This is a genomic window from Williamsia limnetica, assembly GCF_003217475.1.
In the GTDB taxonomy this organism is placed as follows: Bacteria; Actinomycetota; Actinomycetes; order Mycobacteriales; family Mycobacteriaceae; genus Williamsia; species Williamsia limnetica.
Genome location: NZ_QJSP01000021.1, coordinates 23149 through 36203, shown reverse-complemented (window position 1 = coordinate 36203; position 13055 = coordinate 23149). Strand labels below are relative to the sequence as shown.

Sequence of the window (13055 nt, the reverse complement as noted above, 5' to 3'; positions counted from 1 at the left end):
CGAGCGCCGCAAGAACACTGCGCCCGCTTCTGGACGCCCGCCCCGAAACGGATATCGGTTTGTTCGGTACCGCGATCACCCCTGGCCGGCCACCCGTGCCACCGCGGCGGCGACTGCCGGCGCGACTCGGGGGTCCAGCGGGCTGGGCACGATCATGTCGGCGGCCAGATCGTCCCCGAGGACCTCGACGATTGCGTCTGCGGCCGCGAGCTTCATCTCTTCGGTGATCCGACGGGCTCCTGCGTCCAGCGCCCCCCGGAACACCCCGGGGAATGCCAGGACGTTGTTGATCTGGTTCGGGAAGTCGCTGCGGCCCGTTGCGACGATCGCCGCGTATTTCGCGGCGACATCGGGGTGCACTTCGGGATCCGGATTGGACAGCGCAAAGATGATGGAGTCGGAGTTCATCGTCGCCAACGCCTCTTCCGGGACCTTGCCCGCGCTGACGCCGACGAACACGTCGGCTCCCACGAGCGCGTCGGACAGCGTTCCCGTGCGGCCGTCGGGATTGGTACGACCCGCCACATCCACCTTCACACTGTTGAGGTTCTCTCGCCCGGAATGGACGATGCCCTTGCTGTCGATGACGGTGACATCGGTGATGCCATCGGCCAGCAGGATGTTCGCGCAGGCCACGCCGGCAGCGCCGCACCCGGAGATCACGACCTTGAGGGAGCTGCGCTGACGCTGCTGGAGCTTGGTCGCCGCCTTGAGCGCCGCCAGCACCACGATCGCGGTGCCATGCTGATCGTCGTGCATCACCGGGCAATCGAGTGCCTCGATGACCCGCTTCTCGATCTCGAAACACCGCGGCGCCGAGATGTCCTCGAGGTTTACCGCACCGAAGGAATGTCGCAGTCGTACAAGGGTTTCGACGATCTCGTCGGGATCGTTGGTGCTGAGCACCAACGGGATGGAATCGAGCCCGGCGAAGTTCTTGAACAGCGCCGACTTACCCTCCATCACCGGGAGCGAGGCACTCGGCCCGATGTCACCGAGTCCGAGCACCGCGCTGCCATCGCTGACGACCACGACGAGGCGGCTCGTCCAGGTGTAGCGGCGCGCCAACTCGGGTTGTTCGGCGATTGCCCGCGATACCTCTGCGACACCCGGGGTGTACGCGATCGAGAGAGCGCGTTTGGTGTCGAGTGGGGCGGTGATACCCACCGACAGCTTCCCACCCTCATGTCCGGCGAAGATCTCCTCACGGGTGATCGTCGATGCATCTGCTTCGGGTACGGGCGTTTGAACGCCGCTCACGTCGGTCACGGCGATTACGCTACTTCAACCCGAAAAGCTCTCAGGCCATTACCTGCCGATCGTGAGGAAACCGCGACCCGGGGCGATTGCGGGCCGCCCGATCGCCCTTCAACCTGCGGCGATGAACCCCTTGATCGAATCCGCGATCAGCTGCACCGCGATCGCTGCGAGCAGTAGACCGGCGATCTTCGCCATCAGGGTGATCCCCCCGATCCCGAGGATCTTGATCAGGACGGTCGAGAACCGCAAGACGAGCACCAAGACGATGTGGATACTCACGATCGCGGCGCCGATCGCCAGGTAGGCGCTGGTCGCTCCGTCTGCCTGGCCCACGTTGACGATGACGGCGGCGATCGCACCCGGCCCTGCGAGCAACGGCGTCCCGAGCGGCACCAGGGCGACATTGACGTCGTCGGAGACCGACTGCGGATTACCGGCGTTGCCGAGCCCGGTCAACAACTGCAGTGCAACCAGCAGGAGCAGCAGTCCGCCGGCACCCTGCAAGGCAGGGATCCCGATGTGCAGATAGTTCAGGATGGCGTTGCCTGCGATCGCGAACACCGTGATGACCAGGAAACTCACCGCCGGCGCCTGCCAGGCGGCCCGGTTACGGACAGCAACCGGCCGGTGACCGACCAGGGACGCCGAACAGCGGCACCTGACCGGGTGGGTCCATGATCACCGCCAGCGTGATCAGCATCGTGAGATAGAGCGTGGTGTCGAACCCCATGGAGTCAGTCTTTCATCCTCGGCGACTGCTGATCGGCATCTGGACCGCCCGTTCGCGGTACGGCCATTGATCCGGGCGTAGCATCCCCTGTGGATCGAGCACCCCGCCGACCGTACTCGCACCAGGAGGCTGCCATGCCCTCGCGGCCACATCTACGCAGCAGCTCGGCGAGCCCCAAACCGACTGCCCAAGTGCCTGTTCCGGCATCGCGGGCCGTCGTCGACTGCGCTGTCTACGTCGAGGGCAGACGACTGCCCGGTTTGCGAACTTTCTCCCATGCGCTCTCCGAGGTCCGGTCCTCGGGCACCGGCTATGTGTGGGTGGGCCTGCTCTCGCCGGACAACCGCCAGATGGAAGGTGTGGCAGAGGCTTTCGGACTTCATGAACTCGTCGTGGAGGATGCGGTCCAAGCCCATCAGCGCCCTAAGCTCGAACAGTACGACGACACCCTGTTCCTGGTGCTCAAGACTGTGAAATATCTTGAGCACGAGACGCTTCAGGTGGCCAACGAGGTCGTCGAGACCGGCGAGATCATGGTGATGTGCGGACCAGATTTCGTCATCACGGTCCGCCACGGCGACCACACCGGGCTCGCAGGTGTCCGGAAGCAACTGGAGGCGCGCCCCGAGCAACTCGCTCTGGGACCAAGCTCGGTGATGCATGCCGTCGCCGACCATGTCGTCGACACCTATGTGGAGGTGACCTCCAGCATCGAGCACGACGTCGATGCAGTGGAGGAGAACATCTTCTCACCGGGCCGGCGCATCGAGATCGAACCGGTGTACCTGCTCAAGCGCGAGGTGATGGAACTGCGGCGCGCAGTCGATCCACTCGATCTGGCGCTGCGCAGGATGACCTCCTCCGACAACAAACTGGTCCCGAAAGAGGTGCGCCGGTATTTTCGCGACGTCCAGGACCACCACAGCAGTGTCAACGAACGCATCGCCACCTACGACGAGGTACTGACGTCATTGATCGATGCTGCGCTGGCCAAGGTCGGTATCCAGCAGAACACCGACATGCGCAAGATCTCTGCCTGGGTCGCGATTGCGTCCGTGCCGACCATGGTCGCCGGGGTCTATGGGATGAACTTCGACAACATGCCGGAACTGCACTGGAGATACGGCTACTACGCGGTGCTGCTCGTCCTGATCACGTCCTGTGTCTTCTTGTGGCGGACCTTCCGGAGGAACAACTGGCTCTGAGGCCTCGCCTCTACCCGATCGTGGCGCCCGCTCGCGCCGGATCACGGACGTCGATGCCGGCTTCGGCCCAGGCGGCGCGTAGCGCATCGACCCCTTTGAGCCGGATCCACGCCGCCTCGTTGGCGGTCACCGGGATCGCCCGGAAGAAATTGACGTCCTCACGGTCGCCCGACAGCGGACACGGTGGTATCGGGTCGGTCTCCAGCACCACGGCGCTGCACCTCGACCCCTTCCATAGTGGTTCTCCGAGATCGATCAACGCGTCGGCGGTCAACACCAGACCCTCGACGGCAGGGGCCGCCGCGAGCATGGCGACCGAACGATGCAGCCCGGGCAACGGCGCCGACGCGTACATCCGGATGACGATCTCTCCCCTGGGCCCGACGTCTGGATCGACCACGATCTGATCCGGTTCGCCCATGGGGTGCCGACTGCAGCCGAGCGAGACGTACTCGACCTCGTCTGTACCGCCGGTGAACCGCAGCACGTCAATGGATTCCAGCCCCAGGAAGGTCACTGACGCCCGCTGGGGCTCGGTGTCCCCGAACGCCTTCTTCAGGTGCGCCGTCACCTGGTCGATCACCGACGATTCTGACTCACTCATCGCAGGTCCCAGTAAAACACCACCATCTCTCGGAGACGGGCCCTGGGCTGTACTCGCGCGCTAGGGTCGATGGGATGGTACGTGTGCTCTCGGTATCGGACGAAGTCGTCGACAGCCTCAATCACGGGGCGGCCGACGAACTCGCCCCTGACCTGATCATCGGCGCCGGCGACCTGCCCTTCGACTACCTCGAGAAGCTGATGGCGCGTTTCGGCGTGCCCTGTGTCTTCGTACCCGGCAACCACGACCGTGACCTCACCGGGTACAAGCGGACCCGCAGCGGCTGGACGCAGGCAGGGCTGCCGGTCACGTACCCGGGCCCCGAGGGCGCGATCAACGCAGACGGCCGCATCGTCACCGTGGCGGGTCTGCGGGTCGCAGGACTCGGCGGATGTATCCGGTACAACGACGGACCGAACCAATACCGCGAGGCCACCCAGCGGCAGCGGGCGAACCGGCTGGCACTGCGCCGCTTTCGGTACCGGATGCTGCCCGGCCAGGGCGCGGTGGACATCCTGCTCACCCACAGCCCTGCCCGCGGGATCGGCGACGCCGAGGACGGACCTCACCGCGGCTTCAAGTGCTTCCTGCCGTTGATCTATCGATTACGGCCACAACTGTTGCTACACGGGCACATTCACCCGCACGGCCAGACGCCGATGGACCACACCATCCTGCTCAAGAAACAGATCCCCGGCCAGACCCTGCGCCGCAGCACCATCTCGATCAACACGGTGGGTTACTGCCTGTTCGAGATCGAGCCGGGTGGTACCGGGGTCGAAGTCCAACGGAGACGTCATGGCGCGTGACACAGGATTTCCCGGCGCCGACGCCGAGAACGACTTCAGCAGGCAGCGCCGCCGCGCGGAACTGGCGCGGCTCTCGGCCTGGCTCACGCGGCAGCCCGCAGACGTCAACACGGTGCTGCCGTTCGATGAAGTGGTTGCCGCTCTGGGAAAGACGGGCGAGACGTTCCTCGGGCTCGTGGTCGTCGACGTCTCCTCGATCGTCGGCAGCGTCGACCGAACCCGCGATTTCGACCGCTACTTCCGTCCGACCTCGGCCCGGATCAGGGAGCGATGGCAGCGACTGGCCACCGCGCAGCGGCGGGGCGAATCGGTGCCACCGGTGCAGCTGTACCGGATCGGGACGATGCACTTCGTGATCGACGGCCACCACCGGGTGTCCATCGCCATCGCCCGGCGGTTCAGCAAGATCGACGCCTACGTCACCGAGATCCACACCCGCATCTCACCTGAGGGGATCAACGCGCGCTCCGACCTGATCATGAAAGATCACCGGCGCCTGTTCGCCTCCCGCGTACCGCTGGAAGGCAAACAACGCGAGGCCATCTGGTTCGATGACCCCTTCGACTACGCCGAACTCGCCGAGAACGTCGAGGCCTGGGGCTTCCGGCTGGCACAGGAAACCGGTACGTTCATGGGCCGAGCGGAAGTGGCACGTCGCTGGTTCGGCGAGGAGTTCCTGCCTGTCGTACGCATGGCACGGCGAGCGGACATCCTGCCGGAGATCACCAGCGACGCAGAACTGTACATCTGGCTGGCGTGTGAACGTTACCGCATGGTGCGCAGACATATCTGGGACGAAGACATCATCGACGAACTCCGCGTTCGGTCGCGACGCCGCGGCAAACTGCCCTGACCGGGGTCGCGCGAAAGGCCCCCACCGCATCGACCAGCGGTAGGGGCCTTTTCGACGACAGTGCCGCCTGCCTCACAGGCTCAGATTGGAACCACTCTGCTGGTCGAACACCGAGATCTTCGAGGTGTCGTAGAACAATTCGGCATTCTGCCCCTTGGACACGGTGGACTCCGGAGACAACCGGGCGATCAGTTGTCCGCTGCCCATCGGCTGCCCGGCGTCCGCTGCGATCTCGGCAAGGGCCTGGGCAGACGCATCGCTGCCTTCGACCGAGAAGTACGCGTAGTTGTCCGACCCCATCGACTCGAGAACGCTGACCTTCGCGGTGAAGGTCGAGCCTCGCGACTTCGTGAGGGTGTCGACGAGACTTGCGTCCTCGAAGTGCTCCGGGCGGATGCCGATCAGCACTTCGCCGTTGCTCCGCACCGATTTGGCGTTCTCGATCACCCGGCCCATCTCCGGTGGGGTGACCTCTCCGAGCGCGGTTTCGATGCCGTTCTGGGTCAGCCGACCGGGCAGGAAGTTCATGGCAGGCGATCCGATGAAGCCGGCGACGAACAGGTTCGAGGGCTTGTTGTAGAGCTCGGCCGGTGAGCCGATCTGCTGCACGAGCCCCGATCGCAGCACCACGACGCGGTCGCCGAGCGTCATGGCCTCCGTCTGGTCGTGGGTTACGTAGACGGTGGTGGTCCCGAGTCGTTGCTGGAGCTGCGCGATCTCTGTACGGGTCTGCACACGCAGTTTCGCATCGAGGTTCGACAGCGGCTCGTCCATGAGGAACGCTTTCGGCGACCGGACGATTGCCCGGCCCATGGCGACACGCTGTCGCTGACCACCGGACAGGTTGGCCGGCTTGCGATCCAGGTACTGCCCCAGGTCGAGGATTCTGGCAGCCTCGTCGACCTTGGATGCGATCTCCTGCTTCGGCATCTTCGCCAGGGTCAGCGGGAACGCGATGTTGTCCCGCACGGTCATGTGGGGATAGAGCGCGTAGGACTGGAACACCATCGCGATGTCCCGGTCCTTGGGTGCCTTCTCGTTCACGCGCTCCCCCGCGATTCGCAACTCGCCGGAAGAGATGTCCTCCAGACCCGCGATCATGTTGAGGGTCGTCGACTTACCGCATCCGGAGGGACCGACCAGGATGATGAACTCGCCGTCTGCGATGGTGATGTCCACCTCGCTGACGGCCAGCGAACCGTCCGGGTACTTCTTGCTCACCTGGTCCAGAACGATCTCGGCCATTGGTTATCCCTTCACAGCGCCGGAAGTCAGACCGGCAACGATTCGACGTTGGAACAGCAGGACAAAGATGATGATCGGGATCGTGATGACCACGGCCGCGGCCGCGATCGAACCCGTTGGTTCCTCGAATTGGCTACTACCGGTGAAGTTCGCGATCGCCACCGGCGCGGTGATCGACCTCTCGGTGGAGGTCAGCGAGATCGCCAACAGCAGGTCGTTCCACGCGAAGATGAAGACGAGGATCGCCGCGGTGACGATGCCGGGAGCCGCGAGCGGAGCGATGACCTTGCGGAATGCCTGCGACGGCGTGGCGCCGTCCATCTTTGCGGCCTTCTCTAATTCCCAGGGGATCTCGCGGAAGAACGCCGAGAGAGTGTAGATCGCCAGAGGCAGCGCGAACGTGATGTACGGCAGGATCAGGCCCGCCCACGTGTCGAACAGGCCCAGCCGGCGCTCGATGTTGAACAGGGGCGTCACCAGCGAGATCTGAGGGAACATCGCGATCAACAGCGCGGCTCCCACCAGTGCCTTCTTGCCCGGAAAGTCCAGGCGGGCAATCGCATAGGCGGCCATTGTGCCGAGTGCGACCGCGATCACCGTGGTGATCAGGCCGATACCGATCGAGTTGATCAGAGCCGACGTGAACGCACTGGTGTCGAAGATGCTGGTGTAGTTGTCGAACGTCCATTCCTTCGGGATGAAGCTGCCGTCCTTCACACTGCCCGGAGGCTTGAACGACAGACTGACGATCCAGATCACCGGGATCAGGGCATAGAGAAGGACCAGTAGGTTGACGACCGACCAGCCGATACGTTTTCCCGTCAAGGCATTCATCGGTCGTTACCGCCCCTCGTTGTCAGAGCCGGGTGCCGAGGCCCCGAACAACTTGATGAATATGAAGGCGATGATCGCGACGCAGAGAAAGATGAGCACGCTGATCGCGGATCCGACGCCCAGGTTGAAGGCTTTGAACAGGTTGTCGTAGCCCAACATCGAGACCGAGTACGTGTTGTTGCTACCTCGGGTCAGGATGTAGATGTTGTCGAACACGCGGAACGCATCCAACGTGCGGAACAGCAATGCCACGAGAATCGCGGGCTTCATCAGCGGAAGTATGATCCGCCACAGCCGAGTCCAGGCGCCGGCACCGTCCATCTGCGCGGCCTTGAGCAGGTCATCAGGTACCAGGGCGAGTCCGGCCAGGAGCAGCAGTGCCATGAACGGTGTGGTCTTCCAGACCTCGGCCAGGATGATGATCGCCAGTGAAGGCCACTGCTCGGTGAGCGGCGCACTGCCGTCTGGGAGCAGGTTCGCGAGGTAACCGGTGCCAGGCGTCCAGGCGTAGTACCAGGAGAACGCTGCGACGACGGTGACGATGCCGTACGGGATCAGGACGACGGTCCGGATGACGCCCTTGGCGAACAGCGTTCGATGCATGACGAGAGCGATCGCCATACCGAGGACCAACTCGATGATCACCGAGACCACGGTGATGAACAACGTGATGCTCAGCGAGGTCCACCAGTAACTGTCGGTGAGGACGGTGCCGTAGTTGCTGAACCAGATGAACTCGTTCTCACCGGGCGCCGACAGGCTCGCCTTCTGCAGACTCAGCCAGAATGCGTACACGATCGGATAGCCGGTGACGAGGATCATCATGATCACCGCCGGGGTGATCAACCACAATCCCAACCGGCGCTCGGCCCGTTTGCCTTCGCTGAGCTGCGCCTTCTTCTTCTTGCTCGGCGCAGCCCCCTTGTCCAGCGTTGCGGTCATGGGATCAGTCCCTCCCCTTCGATGGCCTTGGTGACCTGTTCGGCGAGAATGTCGACCATCGCCTCCGGATCCCAGGAACCGACCGGACTGAGCTTTGCGGTGATCAGAGTCGAGATCGCCTGGTAGTCAGGCGAAGCCGGCCGTAGCGCGGCGGAACCTGTCTCCAACTGCGCCTTGATCGCATCGCCCATGGGATATGCGTCTTCGAACGCGGGGTCGTCGTAGATCGACCCGATGGTCGGAGGCGTACCCCCGCTGATCGAGTACAGCTTCTGCGACTGCTCATTGGTCAGACAGGCAGCGGCCTTGAATGCGAGGTCTTTCTGCTGCGAGGTGTCTGCAACCGCGATGTTCACCCCGCCCAAGGTGACCTTCGACTGCTCGTCCGGGAGCACGCCCGGATAGCGTGAGAAGTCGAAAGCCGTCTGTACCGCGGCGTTGACCGGGGCCAGGTCCGCGTCGGCGGGCGGATTGTCGGGGTCGGCGAACAGCGGACCGAACTCGGCGTTGACGTTCGACAGGAACGCCACGTCACCGGCCGCAGCATTGGAGCGCATGGACGGGAAGACGAACGGCCAGTTGACCTCGAAGGTCGCCTGCCCGCTTTCCATCCCGAGTCGGGCCGACGACTCGTCACTGTTGGTGATCGACGGATCGGCACCCGGAGCGGTTGCCACGGCCTTGAGCGTCTGCAGCGCCTTGAGGGTCGCAGCGCGGTGCTCCGGGGTGTCGTTGAGTGTCTGCTTGTTCGGGTCGTCCGGGTCGAGGACTTGACCGCCGGCACTGGCCAGTACCGAGTTGAACCACACCATCAGGCCCTCGTACTGCTTGCCCTGCACCATGATGTAACTGGGCCCGCCTGCCTTACGGATCTCCTCGTTCTCTGCCAGCATCTGGTCCCAGGTCGCCGGTGGGGTCGGCCGATTCAGATACTGCTCGATCACGTCCTTGCGATACCAGAGCAGCTGGGTGTTGGTCCAGGTCGGGATGGCATAGAGACGTTTTTCGTTGTCATCGTTGGTCTTCCACAACGCAGTCTCATATGGACCACCGAGGGTGGTCGCCTTGATCTCCGCGGCCATCTCGTCAGGAACGGGTTCGATCCAGCCGGCGTCGGCGAACTCTGCCGTCCAGACGACGTCCATGCCCATCAGATCCAGGCCCTTGTCGTTGCCGGCGAGTCGACGGGCGAGCTGCAGTCGCTGGTCGTCCGCGGCCTTGGGCAGCGCAGTCGTCTTGATCTTGTACTCGCCGTTGGACTCCGCCGTGCACGTGTTCCCCGCTTCTTCGATGAACGAGGCCCCATCCGCCGGCGCGTAGACGTTGATCGTCCCCGTCGTGTACCCGGAGCTACACGCGCTGAGCACCGGAAGGGCCACAGCCACTGCGGCACAGGACAATCCGAGCTTCTTCAAACCACCATACTTCTTGGGTCCCGCTGATCGACCGTCACTACCGGTCGGATCGCCTTTGCTCCGCACGCAGCCTCCTCGATGAGTCCGAAAGGTGCGCCGAACGTTACGGACGCACCCCTCCATGCCTGCAAGTTAACTTATAGGCGTCTGAGAGTGACGCGCAACACAATCGGCATGATCGTGCCAACCTGACACCAAATCGTTCCCCGGTCACGTTCCGGCGTCGGGTGAGGCGAACCCCGGTACGCTGCGCCTTTGCGCCGGCAGACCGCGTCAGGTGGGTGCCCGGGCTGCCGTTCTAAGGAGTGAGCCGGCTCAGCATGTCGCGGGCCCGCTCAGCGCTCTTCGGGTCGCAGAGAACGTCATAACGCCCTGCGACCAACTGCATGGTCGACGAGAAGTCGCGTTGCCCGCGGGTGGCGGCATACGGGATAGAGGTCGACACGACACCGAACACGATGCCCCCGACCAGGCCAAAAATCAACGGCACCAGAGGATTCGTATCGACGACGATCCCGACGAGCAGCCCGAAGAACAGGCCCAGCCAGGCACCGGAGACAATTCCACCCCCGATCACCTTCCCCCAGGTCAGCCGTCCCAGGACGCGTTCGACCTGCATCAGGTCCACACCCACGATGGTCACGTCCTGGACGGGGAAGTTCTCATCGGACAGATAATCCACCGCGCGTTGCGCTTCGGCGTACGTGGTGTATGAGCCGATCGGCCACCCCCGGGGCGGCGTCGGCAAACCGGGGCGTGGCGTCGGGCGTATCGGGTTACTCATGGTGTGGTGCTCCTCGTCGCTATTGCCGGGCCGACCGAAATCCGCCATCTGCAATTGTCTGCCTGCCGTTATCTGCCTGCCGTTGTTTGTGACGTATACGGCCGTTCCCTGTAGATCATCTCAGAACCAGCACGGAGCCCGCCATCATCGCGAAGCGCGGGCGCCACCTTCTCGTGCGCGAGGACACCGAACGCCGCGACGAGCAGCAGAGAGCAGTGACGAGGCGAGAGAGTCCATCGCGCACGGCAATACACGCGCCCTTCCCTCAAAGACAGCGCTTGTCAGTACGATTGGATGGGTTTTTATCGGTGCGTTGCGACGCCGGAACCGGAGAATTCACCCACTGTTCGCCGTGCGCTGTCCGGAGGCGCCGAGCCGACCCATCCGCCGCGCTCGGGTATGCCCTGGCCGCGCCATCCGGCTGCGCCCCACTACCCTTACCTCCATGGCAGCGGTGAGCAAGGCATTCGTGGCCAGGCTTGCCGGTCTGGCCGTCATCGGACCCGACGGTGAGTCCATCGGCCGAGTGCGAGACGTGGTGGTGTCCGTTCGGTTCGGTACGGGCCAGCCGCGAGTCCTCGGACTCGCGGTCGAACTGACGACCCGCCGACGGATCTTCGTCCCGATGCTGCGCGTGACCGCCATCGAGCCGAACTCGGTCACCCTGAGCACCGGAACCGTGAGTCTGCGGCGACTGATCCTGCGCCCCGGCGAGGCTCTTGTCCTCGGCCAGATCGTGGAATCACGCGTGCGCGTGAACGATCCGGACCTCGAGCACCTTGCCGACGAAGACCTGGCGGTGGTCGACGTCGCCATCGAACGCAGACGCACCCGCGACTGGGTGATCTCCCGGGTCGCCGTCCGCGGCGCCCGCACCCGCCTCGGCCGACGCGGAGAAACCCACGTGGTCGAGTGGAATCACGTCCTCGGGTTGACCCAGAGTGCGCTCGCCCTGCCCGGTCAGGGAGTGGCCCAGATCTTGTCCCAGTTCGACGGCATGCGAGCAGCCGATGTGGCACATGCGCTGCGCGAGCTGCCGTCGAAGCGGCGCCAGGAGATCGCATCGGCGCTCGACGACGAACGACTCGCCGACGTCGTCCAGGAACTCCCGACCGACGATCAGACCGACCTGCTCGGGCACATGGCCGTCGAGCGGGCTGCCGATGTCCTCGAGGCGATGGACCCCGACGATGCGGCCGACCTCCTCGGTGAGTTGCCCGACGCCGAGGCGGAGGCGCTGCTGCAGTTGATGGACCCACAGGAGTCCGAGCCGGTTCGGCGGCTGATGCTGCACTCCCCTGACACCGCCGGTGGTCTGATGACGACCGAACCGCTGGTCGTCACACCCTCCACCACCATCGCCGAAGCGCTTGCGCGCGCCAGGAACCCGGACCTGACGCCCGCGTCGGCATCCCTGACCTTCGTCGTGCGGCCACCGACGGCCACTCCGACCGGTAAGTACCTGGGCTGCGTCCACATCCAGGCTCTGCTGCGGGAACCGCCGGCCAACCTCGTCGGTGGGATCATCGACGATCGGCTGCCCAACCTCGGCCCGAACGACTCACTCGAGAAGGTCACCCGCTACTTCGCCACTTACAACCTCGTCTGCGGACCCGTCATCGACGATGACGGACACCTCATCGGCGCGGTCACCGTCGACGACCTCCTCGATCACCTGCTGCCGGAGGACTGGCGCGAGACCGAGGGTGACGACGATCTGGCCGAAGGGTTGCGGTGATGAGCCCCAGCGATCGCGAGAGCCGGTCCATCCCCAGGACAGAGCGACAGAACGCCCGCTCCGTACGACGGCTCGACACACCCGGGGAGAACCGGCGCTGGAAGCTGAACCTGGACTCCGACGTCGTCGGCGTCTACAGCGAACGCGTCGCCCGGTTCCTCGGCACAGGCCGGTACCTGGCCATCCAGACGATCATCGTCATCATCTGGATCTTCCTCAATCTCGTGGTGATCAGTCTGCGATGGGATCCGTACCCGTTCATCTTGCTGAACCTGGCCTTCTCGACGCAGGCCGCGTACGCGGCCCCGCTGATCCTGCTGGCCCAGAATCGTCAGGAGAACCGCGACAAGGTCTCCCTCGAAGAAGACCGGATGCGCGCCGAACAGACCAAGGCGGACACCGAGTTCCTGGCGCGCGAACTCGCGGCCGTACGGCTGGCAGTCGGCGACACCGTGACCCGCGACTATCTCCGGCGCGAGCTCGACGATCTGCTCACCGAACTCTCCGACCGATTACTGGGCGACCAGGTCAAGCGTGATGAACAGGTGCGGCGCGACGAGCAATTGCGACGTGATGAGCAACGGCGGCGCGGCGATCACAAGTGGACCGAGGGTTCACCCGAAGAGTGACCGATCC

General features: G+C 64.3%; 12 protein-coding genes and 1 pseudogene. 5 read left to right on the top strand and 8 right to left on the bottom strand.

The features are described 5' to 3' along the window. Window positions 1–75: 75 nt before the first annotated feature. Together DFR67_RS26065 and DFR67_RS26060 are read right to left on the bottom strand one after the other, a co-directional pair. The gene (locus DFR67_RS26065; RefSeq protein ID WP_110472386.1) at window positions 76–1269 is read right to left on the bottom strand and encodes an NAD(P)-dependent malic enzyme; all 1194 of its coding nucleotides are present in this window, start codon (window positions 1267–1269) and stop codon (window positions 76–78) included. A 99-nt stretch (window positions 1270–1368) separates the two neighbouring features. Next, window positions 1369–1990: pseudogene (locus tag DFR67_RS26060) on the bottom strand (MarC family protein). Window positions 1991–2124: 134 nt separating this feature from the next. Here DFR67_RS26060 and corA point away from each other — a divergent pair. Further along, on the top strand, window positions 2125–3195 hold the full coding sequence (corA, locus tag DFR67_RS26055; RefSeq protein ID WP_110472385.1) for a magnesium/cobalt transporter CorA: 1071 nt from the start codon (window positions 2125–2127) through the stop codon (window positions 3193–3195). Window positions 3196–3205: 10 nt separating this feature from the next. Here corA and DFR67_RS26050 read toward each other — a convergent pair whose 3' ends face one another. Then, on the bottom strand, window positions 3206–3799 hold the full coding sequence (locus DFR67_RS26050; RefSeq protein WP_110472384.1) for a suppressor of fused domain protein: 594 nt from the start codon (window positions 3797–3799) through the stop codon (window positions 3206–3208). A 74-nt stretch (window positions 3800–3873) separates the two neighbouring features. Between DFR67_RS26050 and DFR67_RS26045 the strand changes: the two genes are divergently transcribed. Both DFR67_RS26045 and DFR67_RS26040 read left to right on the top strand, forming a co-directional pair. Continuing rightward, window positions 3874–4608 (top strand): metallophosphoesterase family protein, encoded by a 735-nt coding sequence (locus tag DFR67_RS26045; protein ID WP_110472383.1) that lies wholly within the window; start codon window positions 3874–3876, stop codon window positions 4606–4608. Further along, window positions 4598–5461 (top strand): chromosome partitioning protein ParB, encoded by an 864-nt coding sequence (locus tag DFR67_RS26040; RefSeq protein ID WP_110472382.1) that lies wholly within the window; start codon window positions 4598–4600, stop codon window positions 5459–5461. Before DFR67_RS26045 ends, DFR67_RS26040 begins: the two co-directional genes overlap by 11 nt. A 72-nt stretch (window positions 5462–5533) precedes the next feature. On the opposite strand, the gene DFR67_RS26035 is transcribed toward DFR67_RS26040, so the two are convergent. The 5 genes from DFR67_RS26035 to DFR67_RS26015 form a co-directional block, all read right to left on the bottom strand. Further along, a complete protein-coding gene (locus tag DFR67_RS26035) occupies window positions 5534–6706 on the bottom strand; it encodes an ABC transporter ATP-binding protein (RefSeq protein WP_110472381.1) in 1173 nt (390 codons plus the stop codon). A gap of 3 nt (window positions 6707–6709) precedes the next feature. Beyond that, entirely contained in the window at window positions 6710–7540 is an 831-nt protein-coding gene (locus DFR67_RS26030; RefSeq protein WP_110472380.1) for a carbohydrate ABC transporter permease, read from the bottom strand. 6 nt (window positions 7541–7546) lie between these two features. After that, window positions 7547–8482 (bottom strand): carbohydrate ABC transporter permease, encoded by a 936-nt coding sequence (locus DFR67_RS26025; RefSeq protein ID WP_110472379.1) that lies wholly within the window; start codon window positions 8480–8482, stop codon window positions 7547–7549. Next, window positions 8479–9963 (bottom strand): extracellular solute-binding protein, encoded by a 1485-nt coding sequence (locus DFR67_RS26020; RefSeq protein ID WP_425451346.1) that lies wholly within the window; start codon window positions 9961–9963, stop codon window positions 8479–8481. Before DFR67_RS26020 ends, DFR67_RS26025 begins: the two co-directional genes overlap by 4 nt. A 232-nt stretch (window positions 9964–10195) precedes the next feature. Continuing rightward, on the bottom strand, window positions 10196–10681 hold the full coding sequence (locus DFR67_RS26015) for a YflT domain-containing protein (protein ID WP_110472436.1): 486 nt from the start codon (window positions 10679–10681) through the stop codon (window positions 10196–10198). A gap of 445 nt (window positions 10682–11126) precedes the next feature. On the opposite strand from DFR67_RS26015, the gene DFR67_RS26010 reads away from it, so the two are divergent. Both DFR67_RS26010 and DFR67_RS26005 read left to right on the top strand, forming a co-directional pair. Continuing rightward, a complete protein-coding gene (locus tag DFR67_RS26010; protein ID WP_110472377.1) occupies window positions 11127–12419 on the top strand; it encodes a magnesium transporter MgtE N-terminal domain-containing protein in 1293 nt (430 codons plus the stop codon). Further along, entirely contained in the window at window positions 12419–13048 is a 630-nt protein-coding gene (locus DFR67_RS26005; RefSeq protein WP_110472376.1) for a DUF1003 domain-containing protein, read from the top strand. Before DFR67_RS26010 ends, DFR67_RS26005 begins: the two co-directional genes overlap by 1 nt. Window positions 13049–13055: the final 7 nt, after the last annotated feature.